Origin of the sequence: Bacteroides sp. ET489, assembly GCF_030518095.1 — a bacterium.
Lineage (GTDB): Bacteria > Bacteroidota > Bacteroidia > Bacteroidales > Bacteroidaceae > Bacteroides > Bacteroides ndongoniae.
Map to the genome: position 1 here is coordinate 15018 of NZ_JAULLJ010000002.1, position 17535 is coordinate 32552.

Below are 17535 nucleotides of genomic sequence, written 5' to 3' on the forward strand. Positions count from 1 at the left end.
AAGTTTGTACGGAGGCCGAATTTCAGCCTCCGTACTTATTTGTTTCCTTTTGTAAAAATGATCGATTCTTATTATTGACAGATGCCTGTATAGAAAGTTGCGGAGGAGGCTGTGCGGAGAAGATAGAATAACCAAGTAGAATGTTACTGAAATGAAATAATTTGGCGATGTTTTTGATAATTGAAAGATTAACGCTAATTTTGCGCACTCATTTTGAGAATTTGGAATATAGTATAAATCAAATAAATAATTTGTCACGATGAACGTTTCATTGCAAAACATTGACAAGGTAAGCGCACTGCTTACTGTAAAGCTCGAAAAAGCAGATTATCAGGAAAGGGTGGACAAGGCTTTGAAGCACCTCCGCCAGAAAGCACAAATGCCGGGTTTCCGTCCGGGCATGGTTCCTATGGGGCTGGTGAAGAAGATGTACGGAAAATCTGTACTGGCCGAAGAAGTGAACAAGTTGCTTTCAGAAACTGTATATAAGTATATTCAGGACAATAAGGTAAACATCTTGGGCGAACCGCTGCCTAATGAAGAAAAACAACCGGCTATCGATTTCGATACGATGGAAGAATTCGAATTCTTGTTTGACATCGCTTTGGCACCTGAGTTCAAAGTAGAGGTTAGCAAGGATGACAAGGTAGACTATTATGATATCGAGGTAACCGATGAGATGGTAAACAATCAGGTGAAAGCCTATACTCAACGCAACGGAAAGTACGAACAGGTTGAGACTTATGCCGAGAACGATCTGTTGAAAGGTCTGTTGGCAGAACTTGATGAGGAAGGAAACACCAAGGAAGGCGGTATCCAGGTAGAAGGTGCTGTGATGATGCCTGCCTATATGAAGAATGACGAACAGAAGGCTATCTTCGCCAATGCTAAGGTGAATGATGTGCTGGTGTTCAATCCTCACACTGCATGGGATGGCAATCCGGCAGAGCTGGCTTCGTTGTTGAAGATCGATAAGGAGGCTGCTGCTGAAATGAAGTCTAACTTCAGCTATCAGGTAGAAGAAATTACCCGCTTCGTAGAAGGTGAACTGAATCAGGATATCTTCGATCAAGTATTTGGTGAGGGTAATGTAAAGACTGAAGAAGAATTCCGTGCTAAGGTGAAAGAAGTTATCGCTAACCAGTTCGTAGCAGATAGCGACTATAAGTTCCTTATTGACTTGCGCAAGGTGTTGACCGATAAGATTGGCAAGCTTGAATTCCCCGATGCATTGCTGAAACGCATTATGCGTCTGAACAATCCTGATAAGGACGAGAAGTTTGTTGAGGACAACTACGACAAGAGCATTGAAGAGCTGACTTGGCACCTGATTAAGGAGCAGTTGGTGAAAGCTAACGATATCAAAGTTGAGCAAAAGGATATTACCGACATGGCTAAGGAAGCTACCCGTGCACAGTTTGCACAATACGGTATGCTGAGTGTGCCTGATGAAATTCTGGAAAACTACTCGAAAGAGATGTTGAAGAAGAAAGAAAGTGTTGAAGGTCTGGTGAACCGTGTAGTAGAAACCAAACTTGCTACTGCATTGAAGCCGCAGGTAACATTAGAAAACAAGGCTATTTCGGCTGTTGACTTTAACAAAATGTTTGAATAATATAACCGAAAATAGCAGGCAATAAGCTTTGTAACAAATAGATAAGGGATAGGTTCAGATAATTATCATATCCATATTTGTTGCTTATAGTTTGCAGCTTGTTACTTAAAAAAACAGGGATGTTTGAAAAACTCTTCAAACATCCTTGTTTTTTTTGTGTCTATCTATTCTTTTTTGTTTCTTTGCACCCGTTTTTAATTTAATAATAAATCGAAAGACAATGGATGATTTTAGAAAATACGCAACCAAGCATTTGGGTATGAATAGCTTGGTGCTGGACGATGTAATCAAGTCGCAAGCCGGGTATCTGAATCCATATATTTTGGAGGAACGCCAGCTTAATGTGACGCAGCTCGACGTATTCTCGCGTTTGATGATGGACCGTATCATTTTTCTTGGTACACAAATCGATGACTATACGGCCAATACTCTGCAGGCACAATTGCTTTATCTCGACTCGGTAGATCCGGGTAAGGACATATCTATTTATATCAATTCACCGGGCGGATCGGTGTATGCCGGATTGGGCATTTATGATACGATGCAGTTTATCAGTAGTGATGTGGCTACGATCTGTACAGGTATGGCAGCCAGCATGGCAGCTGTTTTATTGGTAGCTGGAGCGGAAGGAAAGCGCTCGGCGCTGACCCATTCACGTGTCATGATTCACCAGCCGATGGGTGGAGCACAGGGACAGGCTTCGGACATTGAAATCACTGCCCGCGAAATTCAGAAATTGAAGAAAGAACTTTATACTATTATTGCCGATCATTCACATACTCCTTTCGATAAGGTATGGGCTGATTCAGACCGTGACTACTGGATGACTGCCCAGGAGGCAAAAGAATATGGCATGGTAGACGAAGTATTGATTAAGAAATAAGTATGGCAGATTCGAGACGAAATAAGAATAGATGTAGTTTTTGTGGTCGTTCGGAAGATGAGGTAGGCTTTCTTATCACGGGCATGAACGGCTTCATTTGTGACAGTTGTGCTACCCAGGCCTATGAGATAGCACAAGAAGCAATGGGAGCCGCCAAAAAGAACGGGGTCTCAAAACTGAATCTTGCGGAATTGCCGAAGCCGGCAGAAATCAAGGCTTTTCTTGATCAATATGTTATTGGACAAGACGATGCCAAACGTTATTTGTCAGTATCTGTTTATAATCATTATAAACGTCTGCTGCAGAAGGATGCAGGAGATGATGTAGAGATTGAAAAATCGAATATCATCATGGTAGGAAGTACTGGTACCGGTAAAACATTACTGGCACGTACGATTGCTAAACTGCTGCATGTCCCTTTTACCATTGTAGATGCGACGGTACTGACCGAGGCTGGTTATGTGGGCGAAGATATAGAAAGTATCTTGACCCGTTTATTGCAAGTGGCGGATTACAATGTGCCCGAAGCTGAGCGGGGTATAGTCTTTATCGATGAGATCGATAAGATTGCCCGCAAAGGAGATAATCCTTCTATTACCCGTGATGTTAGCGGAGAGGGAGTACAACAAGGCCTGTTGAAACTGCTTGAAGGTTCGGTAGTGAATGTTCCTCCCCAGGGAGGGCGCAAGCATCCTGATCAGAAGATGATTCCTGTGAACACGAAAAACATTCTGTTCATTTGCGGTGGTGCTTTCGATGGAATTGAGAAGAAGATCGCTCAGCGTTTGAATACGCATGTCGTCGGTTATAATGCTGTGCGTAATACGGCTACTATTGATAAAAAGAATCTGATGCAGTATATCGCTCCTCAAGACTTGAAGTCGTTTGGACTGATTCCTGAAATCATAGGTCGTTTGCCGGTATTGACATATCTCAATCCGCTTGACCGTAATGCATTGCGGGCTATTTTGACTGAACCTAAAAATTCTATCATCAAGCAATATATCAAGCTGTTTGAAATGGACGGAGTGCAGCTGACTTTCGAGGATGCTGTTTTTGAATACATTGTCGATAAGGCGGTAGAATACAAGTTGGGCGCCCGTGGATTGCGTGCCATTGTGGAGACAATCATGATGGATGCGATGTTCGAAGTTCCTTCCGAACAGAAAAAAATATTTGTCGTGACGTTGGATTATGCCAAAAGCCAGCTTGAAAAGGCTAATGTGGCTCGTTTGCAAAATGCTTAAAATCAAAAGCTAATCTTTGTCTGATTACTTTTTTTGAAGTTTCAGAAAAAATAATCAGCAGAATATGCTTGAAATTTAAGAAGTTGTTTATAACTTTGTTAGTGTGACTAATAAAACTGATAATTGAATAAACAACCTAACGAATCATGGCAGGGAAGAATATAAATTTGACAGACCAGCTGAAGAAATACTTCGGGTTCGACACATTTAAAGGAAATCAGGAAGCTATCATTAAAAACTTGTTGGCAGGTAATGATACCTTTGTATTGATGCCTACCGGTGGAGGAAAATCTTTGTGCTATCAGTTACCTTCGTTGTTGATGGAAGGAACGGCCATTGTAATTTCTCCCTTGATTGCTTTGATGAAGAATCAGGTCGATGCGATGCGTAACTTTAGCGAGGAAGAGGGAGTAGCCCATTTTATTAATTCTTCTCTGAACAAGAGTGCGATTGATCAGGTGAAGTCAGACATTATTAACGGCAAGACCAAGTTGCTGTATGTCGCGCCGGAATCGCTGACGAAGGAGGAAAATGTGGAGTTTCTTAAGACAGTGAAAATTTCGTTTTACGCTGTTGACGAAGCTCACTGTATTTCGGAGTGGGGGCATGATTTCCGTCCGGAATACCGCAGGATTCGTCCGATTATCAACGAGATAGGAAAGGCTCCGCTGATTGCACTTACTGCGACAGCCACACCGAAGGTGCAGCACGATATTCAGAAGAATCTGGGTATGATAGAAGCACAGGTGTTTAAGTCATCCTTCAATCGGCCTAACCTTTATTATGAGGTACGTCCCAAAACAGCCAATGTGGATCGTGACATCATAAAGTTTATCAAGAATAATCCTGAAAAATCGGGTATTATTTATTGCTTAAGCCGGAAAAAGGTGGAAGAACTGGCCGAAATACTTCAGGCAAATGGCATTAACGCACGTCCGTATCATGCAGGAATGGATTCTGCTACGCGTACTCAAAATCAGGATGATTTCCTGATGGAGAAGATCGATGTTATTGTGGCTACAATAGCATTCGGTATGGGAATCGATAAACCTGATGTACGCTTCGTGATCCATTATGATATACCGAAAAGTCTGGAGGGATATTATCAGGAAACTGGCCGTGCCGGTCGTGATGGAGGAGAAGGACAATGCATTACTTTTTATACCAATAAAGACTTGCAGAAACTGGAAAAGTTTATGCAGGGAAAACCTGTAGCAGAGCAGGAAATAGGCAAGCAGCTTCTGCTGGAAACCGCTGCGTATGCCGAATCATCCGTGTGCCGCCGCAAAACGCTGCTGCATTATTTCGGTGAAGAGTACACGGAAGATAATTGTGGAAATTGTGACAACTGTTTAAATCCGAAAAAACAAGTGGAAGCTCAAGATTTATTATGTACTGTCATTGAAACTGTTCTTGCCGTAAAGGAGAACTTCAAGGCAGATTATATTATAGATGTGATACAAGGAAAGGAAACTTCTGAAGTTCTGGCTCATTTGCATGAAGATCTGGAAGTGTTCGGATCCGGAATGGGAGAAGAAGATAAAACCTGGAATGCCGTTATTCGTCAGGCTTTGATAGCCGGTTATCTGAGCAAAGATGTAGAAAACTATGGTTTGCTGAAGGTGACAGATGAAGGACGTAAATTCCTGAAGCATCCGAAATCTTTCAAAATTGTGGAAGATACCGATTTTGAAGAATTGGAAGAAGAAGCTCCGATGCGGGGAGGAGGCTCGTGTGCTGTGGATCCGGCGTTATATTCCATGCTGAAAGATTTGCGCAAGAAGCTGTCCAAGCAATTGGAAGTACCGCCTTATGTAATTTTCCAGGATCCATCGCTGGAGGCAATGGCTACCATTTATCCTGTAACGTTGGAGGAACTGCAGAATATTCCCGGAGTAGGAGCAGGCAAGGCTAAACGTTATGGTGAAGAATTCTGTAAGCTGATCAAACGCCATTGTGAAGAAAATGAAATTGAGCGTCCGGAAGACTTACGTGTGCGCACTGTTGCCAACAAGTCGAAAATGAAGGTGGCTATCATTCAGGCGATCGACCGTAAAGTAGCTTTGGATGATATAGCAATGTCGAAAGGCATTGAATTTGACGAATTGCTGGATGAAATAGAAGCCATTGTTTATTCTGGTACCAAACTGAATATCGATTATTTCCTCGAAGATATTATGGACGAGGATCATATGCTTGATATTTACGATTACTTTAAAGAATCGACAACGGACAACATTGATGATGCGTTGGATGAATTAGGCGATGATTTTACCGAAGAAGAAGTGCGTCTTGTGCGTATTAAGTTTATCTCGGAAATGGCAAATTAAGCTTGGAAAGTTAGCTTAATAAAAGAAAAATATTGCGTGTAGATATACGGACATGGAATAAAAACCGTATATTTGCACGCAATAAATTTTAAACGCATACCTATGTCATTTATTGCTGATAAGATTGTTATGGATGGATTGACTTACGATGATGTATTGTTAATCCCCGCTTATTCTGAAGTACTTCCTAAAACTGTCGAACTCTCGACAAAGTTTTCAAGAAACATTGAGTTGAAAATTCCTTTTGTAACGGCTGCTATGGATACTGTTACAGAAGCCAAAATGGCAATTGCCATTGCGCGTGAAGGTGGAATCGGTGTGATTCATAAAAACATGTCTATCGAAGAACAGGCACGCCAGGTAGCTATTGTAAAGCGTGCTGAAAACGGTATGATTTATGATCCCGTTACCATTAAGAGAGGCTCTTCTGTTGCCGATGCATTGTCGTTGATGGCAGAATATAAGATTGGAGGTATTCCGGTTGTAGACGATGAAGGACATTTGGTAGGAATTGTCACTAACCGTGACCTTCGTTTTGAGAAAGATCATAGCAAACGCATTGATGAAGTGATGACGAAAGAAAATATCGTCACAACCAATCAGACAACCGATCTGGAGGCTGCAGCGCAAATACTTCAGGAACATAAGATTGAGAAACTGCCTGTTGTGGACAAAGATAACAAGCTGGTTGGTCTGATCACTTATAAAGACATAACAAAAGCCAAAGATAAACCTATGGCCTGCAAAGATGCAAAAGGACGTTTGCGCGTAGCAGCTGGTGTAGGAGTTACGGTTGACACACTCGACCGTATGCGTGCTTTGGTTGAGGCTGGAGCCGATGCTATTGTAATTGATACAGCTCATGGACATTCTAAATATGTTATTGAGAAGCTGAAAGAAGCAAAGCAAGTTTTCCCTGATATTGATATTGTAGTAGGTAATGTTGCTACCGGAGAAGCAGCTAAGGCTTTGGTTGAGGCTGGTGCTGATGGAGTAAAAGTTGGTATCGGTCCGGGATCTATCTGTACAACCCGTGTTGTTGCAGGTGTGGGCGTTCCCCAGCTGACTGCTGTTTATGATGTTGCCAAAGCTTTGGAAGGAACCGGTGTGCCTTTGATTGCTGATGGTGGTTTACGTTATTCGGGCGATGTTGTCAAGGCTCTTGCTGCTGGTGGTTGGAGTGTGATGATTGGTTCTTTGGTAGCTGGAACAGAAGAGTCGCCGGGCGATACAATTATTTTCAATGGCCGTAAATTTAAGTCATATCGTGGTATGGGTTCTTTGGAAGCAATGGAAAATGGTTCGAAAGACCGTTATTTCCAAAGCGGAACCAGTGATGTGAAGAAGCTTGTACCTGAAGGTATTGCGGCCCGTGTACCGTATAAAGGTACTTTGTATGAGGTTATCTATCAGTTGGTAGGTGGCTTGCGTGCCGGTATGGGTTATTGTGGTGCTGCCAATATCGAAAAGCTGCATGAAGCTAAGTTCACTCGTATTACTAATGCTGGTGTTCTTGAAAGCCATCCTCACGATGTAGCTATTACCAGCGAAGCACCTAATTATAGCCGTCCTGAATAATAACAGTGAGATAAAGTTAAAATGCCCGGGGAGTAGTATATGCTTTTCGGGCATTCTTTGCTTTAAAATAGCTTTTTAAATATTTATCTTTGTAGCAAATATGATTGTAGGAAAATGGTTCCGTTTTGCCTGTATACTGATTGGGCTTATATTGATTTATCCCATGATGTTACAGGGAAATCCGTTGATGATACGTATCAACGGAAAGGAAATCTCATATTCGGATTTTAGACGGATATGTGAGCGGGACAGTATTTTCTTTCCTACTGGGCGAATGGATCCGATTGACCGTTTTATTGATTTTTGCTTGATGGTTGAGGCTGCCCGACAGGCGGGAATGGATACTTTGCCGGATATTCGGCAGCAGGTAGAAGAATATCGTCGAAAGCTGTCAAAGCCTTATTTGCTTAACGAACAAGTTATTGATAAGATTGTAGAAGCAACGTACAAGAGGATGGCAACCGGGTATGATGCTGAACGTGTGCAGGTTTGCCATGTATTTAGATATCTTCCTCAAAACGCGTCTGCCCGGATGCTTCATGCTGCCGAAGTACGTATGGATTCGATATACGAGGCAATACAGAAGGGGAGCTCTTTTGAAGAGTGTGTGCGGTGTTTTTCTGATGAGAAACAGACGTTTTGGGTAGGTCGTTTGCAGATGCCTATAGAATTTGAGGATGTTGTTTTCCGTATGAAGCCAGGGCAGATATCAAAGCCTTTTTTCACACCTCAGGGAATTCATATCGTAAAGGTGCTGGCTAGGGAAGAAATCCCTCCATTTTCTGCCATCAAGGACAGTCTGATAGAAAAGCATGTCGGTCGGATTCAGGTGAAAAAAGAGATGGCATCTGTTGTGGAAAAGTTGAAGAAGGATTTTGGCTATAATCCCGATCATCTTGCGATGCAGGAACTGCATAGGACTGGCCATACAACTCGGACTTTGTTTGTCCTTGGCGGCAAACCTTATACGGGTGTTGATTTTAATGCTTTTGCCGCAGCTCACCCAGGAACTATATCTCGACAAATAGAAGACTTTATCGCCAAGTCTGTACTCGATTTGGAGAATTCTTGTTTGGAGCAGAAATATCCGGAACTGGCTGGACAGTTGCAGGTTTATCAGGACAGTTTGCTGGCTTACGAAATCTATCGTAAGGAAGTGTATGAGAAAAACTTTTGTGATGATGCTCGGCTGAAGTCGTATTTTGAAACTCATCGGGCTAAGTACGATTGGAAAGAACCGCGATACAGGGGATTGGTTGTTCATGCCGTTACCAAACGGATGGCCAAACAGGTCCGTAAATTTTTGAAGAAATTGCCTGAGGCGGAATGGAACAATGCTGTGCGACTTGTTTTCAATGTGGATGGGAAGTCGCAGGTCAGCATTGAATACGGTACGTTTGCGGTAGGTGAAAATGCTTTTGTTGATGAACTGGTGTTTAAAAAAAGGAAAGCAGTTCCCTTGCCGGATCATCCTTTTACTGTTGTAGAGGGGAAAAAAGTGAACGGTCCTGAAAGCTATCAGGAGATTCGTGACAGGCTTTTGGTTGATTATTATCAGGATGCGGGGCTACGTTGGTTGGACAGTTTGAGGGCTGTAAGTAAGGTTGAAATTAACCAAGAGGTTTTAAAAACCGTTAATAATCACTGAAGCAACCAATTAAACCACTATCTTCGTAACTCAAAATAAAGAAAATATCATTTAGCAATGCGAACAACCTGTTTTGGGCTTATTTTTATGCTACTTTGTGTGTCGTGTGGCGAACACTACGACCATGAAGGAAAGACGCCTTTGGTAGAGCTGAATGGGAATTTTCTTTATCGTGAAGATTTGCAATCGGTGTTGCCACCCGATTTGTCGAAAGATGACAGTTTGTTGTTCGCCGAGAACTACATCCGTAATTGGGCAGAGGATATTTTATTGTACGATAAGGCATGTGATAATATACCCGACAATAAGGAAATCGATAAATTGGTTGATAATTACAGAAGGGCACTGATTATGCACACTTATCAGCAGGCACTGATACACCAGAAGTTGGCTGATGAGATTACTGAACAAGAGCTGGTCGATTATTATAATAATAATCAGGGGCTTTTCAAGATAGACCGTCCCTTGATAAAGGGACTCTTTATTAAAGTTCCGCTGACAGCTCCTCATATTGCCAATGTCCGTCGTTGGTACAAGTCGGAGACTTCCGATGCTGTAGAACATCTGGAAAAGTATCAGATGCGGAACGCTGTGAAATATGAGTACTTTTATGACAGATGGGTTCCTGTGTCCGAAGTGCTTGGCATGATGCCTTTGGATAAACCCGATGCTGAGGAATATCTCAATAAAAACCGCCATATAGAGCTGAAAGACACAGCTTTCTATTACTTTTTGAATGTAAGCGATTATCGTCCGGTTGGCGAACAGGAACCGTACGAATTTGCCCGTAAACATGTGAAAGATATGCTATTGAACCTGAAGCAAGTTGTCTTTATGAAAGATTTGAAAGACGGCATGTACGAGAGAGCGGTGAAAAAGAATGAGATTAAATTTTATTAGTAATAAGACATCAAGAATGAGAAAGTTTATGAACGTTAAGTTTATAGTTTTGTTTGCCTTGACATTACTTGCCGGTTCTGCTGCTTACGGACAAGACAACGTGATTGATGAGGTAGTTTGGGTAGTAGGTGACGAGGCTATATTAAAATCCGAAGTGGAAGAAGCACGTCTGAATGCTTTGTGGGAAAACCGTCGGTTCGACGGTGATCCGTATTGTATGATTCCTGAAGAGATTGCTGTGCAGAAACTGTTTTTGCACCAGGCTGCTCTCGACAGTATTGAGGTTCCTGAAAATGAAGTTATTCAGCGTGTTGACTATATGACCAATATGTATATTGCCAACATCGGTTCGCGCGAGAAGATGGAGGAGTATTTTAATAAAACATCCAGCCAGATTCGCGAGACTTTGCGTGAAAATGCCCGCGAAGGGATCACGGTGCAGAAGATGCAGCAGAAGCTGGTTGGAGACATCAAAGTAACTCCGGCTGAAGTACGCCGTTATTTTAAAGATTTGCCACAAGACAGTATCCCTTATATTCCTACTCAGGTGGAAGTGCAGATTATCACACAGCAGCCTAAAGTTCCTTTGGAAGAAATAGAGGATGTAAAGAGACGCTTGCGTGAATATACAGAGCGTGTCAACAAAGGAGAAAGCTTTACGATGCTGGCACGTATGTATTCCGAAGATAAGGGTTCGGCTATCAACGGTGGTGAGCTGCCTCGTTTTATGGGACGTGGTGAGCTTGACCCTGCTTTTGCCAATGTCGCCTTTAATCTTCAAAGTCCTGATAAGGTGTCGAAGATTGTAGAATCGGAATTTGGTTATCACATCATTCAGTTGGTAGAAAAACGAGGCGACCGCATTAAGGTACGTCATATTTTGCTGAAACCTCATATTCCCGAGGCTGCACTGACGGCTGCTACTGAACGTCTGGACTCTATTGCCGATGATATCCGTAACAATAAGTTCTCGTTTGAGGAGGCTGCTTCTTTGCTTTCGCATGATAAGGATACGCGCAATAACTACGGTTTGCTGCCTAATCCCAATAATAATACTTCCAAATTCGAGATGCAGGAACTGCCGCCCGAGATTGCCAAGGTGGTAGACAAGATGCAGGTAGGAGAGATTTCAGAAGCGTTCACAATGATTCCCGAACGTACGGGTAAGGAAGAGTGTGTCATTGTTAAGCTGAAGAGTCGTACCAACGGACACAAAGCTACCGTGGCCGATGATTACCAGAATCTGAAAAATATTGTATTGGAGAAAAAACGTGCAGAAGTGTTGGACAAGTGGATACGCGAGAAGCAGAAACACACGTACGTCCGCATCAATGATAAGTGGAAAAAAGATTGTGCTTTCAAATATCCGGGCTGGATTAAAGAATAAATATGAAAAGATATAAGAATGGTCTGCTATACAGGCATAGATACCTCCTGACAGGTATTCTATGCCTGTTTGGTGTCTGTTTGTTAGGAGCTCAAGACAAAAAAACGCTATCGAAGACACCGGTTAGGAAGACGGAGAGAGTTGTCAAGGACACTGCTGTGCAGGATACAGTGGTGAAAAAGAAAACTTCGGCTCAAACTACCGGAACTTCTCATGCTTCCGGTGGGAAGAGAACGAACCAGAGAGCCGGGAAAACACGTGTCGACCTGTTGTACGCCGACGAAGCACAGGCTGACAAACAAATGCGTCCCGATGTGCAGGTACTGATTGGTTCGGTGCGGTTGAGGCATGACAGCATGTATATGTTTTGCGACAGTGCTTTGATTTTCGAGAAAATAAATTCGGTGGAAGCCTTCGGGAATGTTCATATGGAACAGGGAGATACGCTGTTCATTTATGGCGATTATCTGTATTATGACGGAATGTCGCAGTTGGCCATGTTACGCGAAAATGTCCGGATGATCAACCGTAATACGGTGCTTACTACCGACAGTTTGAACTATGACCGGCTTTACAATCTGGGTTATTATTTCGAAGGAGGAACGTTGACCGACGAAGAAAACGTTTTGACTTCAGTGTGGGGAGAATATAGTCCCGCTACCAAATTGGCAGTATTCAATCATGATGTCAAACTGGTGAATCCGAAATTTGTGCTGACTTCGGATACTCTGAAATACAGTACGCAGACAAAGATCGCAACCATCCTTGGACCGTCGGACATTGTGAGCGAGCAGAATCATATTTATTCCGAACGTGGATTTTATAACACCAATAGCGAACAGGCCGAGTTGCTGGACCGTTCGGTGCTGACCAATCAAGGGAAAAAACTGACTGGCGACAGTCTTTTCTACGACCGGAAGCTGGGATACGGAGAAGCATTCGATAATGTTCAGATGAACGATACCGTCAACCGCAACATGCTGACCGGTGACTACTGTTTCTATAACGAGTTGACGGGAAATGCTGTGGCAACCAAGCGGGCTGTGGCTATCGACTATTCGCAGGGCGACAGCTTGTTTATGCATGCCGATACACTGCGTTTGGTGACCTTTAACCTCGATACCGACTCCATGTATCGTGAAATGCGTGCCTATCATAAAGTACGTGCTTACCGTACCGATGTGCAGGCAGTGTGTGACTCGATGGTATATAACTCTAAGGATTCCTGCATGACAATGTACACCGACCCCATCATGTGGTATGGCGAACAGCAGTTGCTGGGCGAGGAAATCAAGGTGTATATGAACGACAGCACCATCGACTGGGCTCATATCATCAACCAGGCATTGGCTGTAGAGCAGAAAGACTCCATACACTACAATCAGGTGGCCGGAAAAGAAATGAAAGCCTATTTCGTTGGAGGAGAAATGCGCCGGGTCGATGTCAACGGTAACGTATTGGTTGTTTTCTATCCCGTTGAAGAGAAGGACAGTACGCTGATGATGCTGAACTATTCTGAGGGAGGCTTCCTGCGAATGTTGCTGAAAGACCGTAAAATGGAACAGGGAGCTTTTATCGGCAAGGCCAATGGCATAGCCTATCCGATGGACCAGATTCCTGCGGAGAAATACAAACTGCCTTCTTTTGTCTGGTTCGATTATATACGCCCTCTCAATAAAGATGATATTTTTGAGTGGAGAGGTAAAAAAGCAGGTGACGTATTGCAGAAAAGTGATCGAAAACCTGTAACTTCGCCAAAGAATATGCATATCAAACGAACTAAAAAATAGAGTTATGGGAATGTTTACAATGCGGAAGCCCCGTGGCTTCAATCATCCCTATATCTATGTGGATGAGCGGAAAGAAAAACTGGCAAAGATGGAAGAGAAAGCCAAGCGCGAACTTGGCATGTTGCCCGAAAAAGAATTTTCGCCCGAAGACATCCGGGGGAAGTTTGTGGAAGGTACTACCCATTTGAAGCGTCGCAAGGAGAGCGAACGTCGCCCCATGCACTTTGGGGTAGCCTTGATTCTGATTGCCGTCCTGTTCTATATATGGTATGCCATCAGTAATGGGATTATTTGATTATCATGAGCGATATCATTCATTTACTTCCCGATTCGGTTGCTAACCAGATAGCGGCCGGAGAGGTGATTCAACGTCCGGCATCGGTTATTAAGGAACTGGTGGAGAATGCCATCGATGCCGAAGCACAGGAAATTCATGTTTTAGTGACGGATGCAGGTAAGACTTGCATTCAGGTGATTGACGACGGAAAAGGTATGTCCGAAACGGATGCACGTCTTTCCTTTGAGCGTCATGCCACTTCCAAAATCCGTGAGGCGGCTGATTTGTTTGCGTTGCGCACCATGGGCTTTCGTGGCGAGGCGCTTGCTTCGATTGCGGCCGTAGCCGAAGTAGAGCTGAAGACCCGGCCGGCCGACGAAGAACTGGGTACTCGTCTGGTCATTGCCGGATCGAAAGTCGAGAGCCAGGAAGCTGTTTCCTGTCCCAAAGGCAGTAACTTCTCGGTCAAGAACCTTTTCTTCAATGTGCCTGCCCGTCGTAAGTTTCTGAAAGCCAACTCTACGGAGCTGAGTAATATTCTGGCCGAGTTCGAGCGCATCGCGTTGGTGCATCCCGATGTGGCCTTCTACCTTTACAGCAACGATGCCGAACTGTTCAATCTTCCTCCCATGCCTCTGCGCCAGCGCATTCTGGCAGTGTTTGGCAAGAAGCTGAACCAGCAGTTGCTTTCGGTCGACGTGGATACCAGCATGATAAAAATCTCAGGCTATGTGGCCAAGCCGGAGTCGGCACGCAAGAAAGGGGCACATCAGTATTTCTTCGTGAACGGGCGTTACATGCGTCATCCCTATTTTCACAAGGCAGTGATGGAGGCTTACGAGCAGCTGATTCCTGCCGGCGAGCAGATTTCTTATTTCATTTATTTTGAGGTCGATCCTGCCAATATCGATGTGAACATTCATCCTACCAAGACCGAAATCAAGTTCGAGAACGAACAGGCCATCTGGCAGATTCTGTCGGCGGCAGTCAAGGAGTCGCTGGGTAAGTTCAGTGCCATCCCGCAGATTGACTTCGATACGGAAGACATGCCGGACATTCCGGCCTTCGAACAGGCCCGGCCGATAGAGCCGCCCAAGGTGCATTATAATGCTGATTTCAATCCGTTCAAGTCATCATCTTCGTCATCGTATGGTGGCGGGGGCAGTTATTCCCGTCAGCAGGTAGAGTGGGAAGGGCTTTATGCAGGTTTGGAGAAGGCCAGCAAGATGAATGCGCCGGAGTTTACGGAACCAGACGGTGAAAGCTGGGAGGAAGAATCTGCATCCGACGCCTTTATGGCTTCGTCGGCTGTTACTGCTTCTTCGGATACAGCGCCTGCATCGCTTTACGGTCAGGAGACCGGGATGGAAAAGGGTGCGCAACATCTGCAGTTCAAGGGACGTTTCATTCTGACTTCCGTCAAATCGGGACTGATGCTCATCGACCAGCATCGTGCACATGTGCGGGTGCTCTACGAACGCTATATGCAGCAGATTCGTCAGCATCAGGGCATGTCGCAGGGAGTGCTTTTCCCCGAAATCGTTCAGTTCCCGGCTTCCGAGGCTGCTGTGCTCGAAAGCATTACCGACGATTTGTCGGCAGTGGGCTTCGAACTGACTTCATTGGGTGGGGGCAGTTATGCCATCAACGGAGTTCCTTCGGGCATCGACGGACTGAATCCGGTAGAACTAGTGCGCAGCATGGTGCATACGGCCATGGAGAAAGGTTGCGATGTGAAGGAAGAAGTGCAGAGTATGCTTGCGGCTACGTTGGCACAGGCAGCCGCCATCGTTTACGGTCAAGTGCTGAGTAACGATGAAATGGCCAATCTGGTCGACAGTCTGTTTGCCTGTCCTTCGCCCAATTACACGCCGGATGGGCATGTGGTACTGGCTACTATCCGTGAGGATGAGATTGAAAAATTGTTTTCTAAGTAGGACAAATAGAATAAATTTCATGTATAATTTGAGGGACTGATTCTTTATTTTGAGTCAGTCCTTTTTTATTGTTCTGCTTTTCTGAAATTGAGATTCTCTGTTTTACCAAGTTTTTTGGGTGAAGTTTCAACGAAAGTCGCTCATTTTGAGTGCTTTATGGTGAAAGATGCCTCAAAGGGTATAAAATCATACAAGTACAATTTTATGCCCTTTGAAGTCTGGTGAACCTTCGGGTGAAACATCTTCTTTCACCATATCTGCCTGATTATCTGATGCTAATTGCGCGGTGAAGGCGTGAAGGCAAAATAGAGGGTTTAAGGTTTATTCATTCCCAACGTTCTACTTGGCGGGCGTAAACATCTACTTTAGCCGGACAACATGGGTAGTTAGCTGGCTGAACAAGCAGTGCTGTAGAGCATGACAGGTATTGCTGCGGAGCGACACAAGCATTACGCGCGAGCCGTGCAAGTGTGGCTCGTGAGCGGAACAAGCATTGTTCGCGAGCCGTACAAGTGGGGCTTATCCGTTCTCATGCTTTGAGAATGTTTTTCTCATAGGCGTGAGAACAGTTTTCTCCTAACTATGAGAATGGTTTTCTCATAAGCATGAGAATCCTTTTCTCATACCTATGAGAATAATTATATCCCAGTTTGTTTTTGTTGATTTCCAATGCTGAAATAAATACTTGCCGGATAGTTAAGAAGCTAAGGAGTTAAGCTGCTACATCAGGTTGTTCCTGCATTGTCGACCGGCTTTCACCTTTAAATCTGCTCGAAACGGGTGGCAACTCCTCTTGGCTTCTCTAACTCCTGCAAGTGGTGCAACTCCTGAGGTGGAGTTATTTGCTGAAGCGTTTTGCCTGTTCGGCAATCAGTTCGGCGTCGTCGAAGTAGTTGATCTTCATGGCGCGGCGAACTTCGTCGAGGGTGGCAGCGGCTGTCTCGCGGGCAGCTTCGCAACCTTTCTTCAGCATGTCGTAGATGGCGGGGATATCCTGCTCGAACTCCTTGCGGCGGTTGCGTATCGGAGCCAGTTCTTCTTCCATGATGGCGTTCAGGAACTTCTTCACCTTCACGTCGCCCAGTCCGCCGCGGCGGTAGTGTGCCTTCAGTTCGTCCAGGTTGGGGTATTCGGGCAGGTAACGCTCGAAGTGTTCGGGACGGCAGAAGGCGTCGAGGTAGGTGAAGACGGTGTTTCCTTCAACCTTGCCGGGATCTTGTACGCGCAGGTGGTCGGGGTCGGTGTACATGCTGCGTATCTTCTTCTGCACTTCGTCGGCGGGGTCGCTCAGGTAGATGCAGTTGCCGAGGCTCTTGCTCATCTTGGCTTTGCCGTCGGTGCCGGGCAGGCGCAGACAGGCGGCGTTGTCGGGCAGCAGGATTTCGGGTTCAACCAGTGTTTCGCCATAGATGTTGTTGAAGCGGCGCACGATTTCGCGGGCTTGTTCCAGCATCGGTTCCTGGTCTTCGCCTACGGGCACGGTGGTTGCCTTGAAGGCAGTAATGTCCGCTGCCTGGCTGATGGGGTAGGTGAAGAAGCCTACGGGGATGCTTGTTTCAAAGTTACGCATCTGTATTTCGGTCTTCACGGTAGGGTTGCGTTGCAGGCGGCTGACGGTTACCAGGTCCATGAAGTAGAAGGAAAGTTCGCACAGTTCGGGTATCTGCGACTGGATGAAGATGGTGCTCTTCGTCGGGTCCAGTCCGCAGGCCAAGTAGTCCAATGCTACTTCGATGACGTTCTGGCGTACTTTTTCGGGGTTGTCCATGTTATCGGTCAGTGCCTGTGCGTCGGCTATGAAGACGAACATATCTTTGTAGTCGCCGGCATTCTGCAGTTCCACGCGGCGGCGCAGTGAGCCTACGTAGTGTCCTATGTGCAGGCGTCCCGTCGGGCGGTCGCCTGTGAGGATGATTTTTTCTTTTGCCATACTTATATATTTG

At 44.8% G+C, this 17535-nt stretch carries 12 protein-coding genes; 11 read left to right on the plus strand and 1 reads right to left on the minus strand.

Annotation, left to right across the window (positions count from 1 at the left end; genetic code table 11):
- Positions 1-259 precede the first annotated feature (259 nt).
- From tig to mutL, 11 genes are all read left to right on the plus strand, one after another.
- Positions 260-1615 carry a trigger factor gene (gene tig, locus Q3C19_RS01545; protein ID WP_022164358.1) on the plus strand — a complete coding sequence of 452 codons (1356 nt, stop codon included), beginning with the start codon at positions 260-262 and terminating at the stop codon, positions 1613-1615.
- A 220-nt stretch (positions 1616-1835) separates the two neighbouring features.
- Positions 1836-2498, plus strand: coding sequence for an ATP-dependent Clp endopeptidase proteolytic subunit ClpP (gene clpP / locus Q3C19_RS01550; protein WP_021847796.1), 663 nt, complete (start codon positions 1836-1838; stop codon positions 2496-2498).
- Between the two features lie 2 nt (positions 2499-2500).
- Positions 2501-3745 carry an ATP-dependent Clp protease ATP-binding subunit ClpX gene (gene clpX / locus Q3C19_RS01555; protein WP_302726756.1) on the plus strand — a complete coding sequence of 415 codons (1245 nt, stop codon included), beginning with the start codon at positions 2501-2503 and terminating at the stop codon, positions 3743-3745.
- A 146-nt stretch (positions 3746-3891) separates the two neighbouring features.
- The gene (gene recQ / locus Q3C19_RS01560) at positions 3892-6075 is read left to right on the plus strand and encodes a DNA helicase RecQ (RefSeq protein ID WP_071148691.1); all 2184 of its coding nucleotides are present in this window, start codon (positions 3892-3894) and stop codon (positions 6073-6075) included.
- Positions 6076-6177: 102 nt separating this feature from the next.
- Complete coding sequence (gene guaB / locus Q3C19_RS01565; RefSeq protein ID WP_071148692.1) at positions 6178-7653, plus strand: IMP dehydrogenase; 1476 nt, start codon at positions 6178-6180, stop codon at positions 7651-7653.
- A 100-nt stretch (positions 7654-7753) separates the two neighbouring features.
- The gene (locus Q3C19_RS01570; RefSeq protein ID WP_071148693.1) at positions 7754-9301 is read left to right on the plus strand and encodes a peptidylprolyl isomerase; all 1548 of its coding nucleotides are present in this window, start codon (positions 7754-7756) and stop codon (positions 9299-9301) included.
- Positions 9302-9358: 57 nt separating this feature from the next.
- A complete protein-coding gene (locus Q3C19_RS01575; RefSeq protein WP_022164363.1) occupies positions 9359-10201 on the plus strand; it encodes a peptidylprolyl isomerase in 843 nt (280 codons plus the stop codon).
- Positions 10202-10217: 16 nt separating this feature from the next.
- Positions 10218-11588: a peptidylprolyl isomerase gene (locus tag Q3C19_RS01580; protein WP_022164364.1), complete on the plus strand. Its 1371-nt coding sequence runs from the start codon at positions 10218-10220 to the stop codon at positions 11586-11588.
- A gap of 2 nt (positions 11589-11590) precedes the next feature.
- Entirely contained in the window at positions 11591-13378 is a 1788-nt protein-coding gene (locus Q3C19_RS01585) for an OstA-like protein (RefSeq protein WP_277121866.1), read from the plus strand.
- 4 nt (positions 13379-13382) lie between these two features.
- A complete protein-coding gene (locus Q3C19_RS01590; protein ID WP_022164366.1) occupies positions 13383-13673 on the plus strand; it encodes a hypothetical protein in 291 nt (96 codons plus the stop codon).
- A gap of 5 nt (positions 13674-13678) precedes the next feature.
- Positions 13679-15592: a DNA mismatch repair endonuclease MutL gene (gene mutL, locus Q3C19_RS01595; protein ID WP_302726763.1), complete on the plus strand. Its 1914-nt coding sequence runs from the start codon at positions 13679-13681 to the stop codon at positions 15590-15592.
- 838 nt (positions 15593-16430) lie between these two features.
- Here mutL and trpS read toward each other — a convergent pair.
- Entirely contained in the window at positions 16431-17522 is a 1092-nt protein-coding gene (gene trpS, locus Q3C19_RS01600) for a tryptophan--tRNA ligase (RefSeq protein WP_022164370.1), read from the minus strand.
- Positions 17523-17535 lie beyond the last annotated feature (13 nt).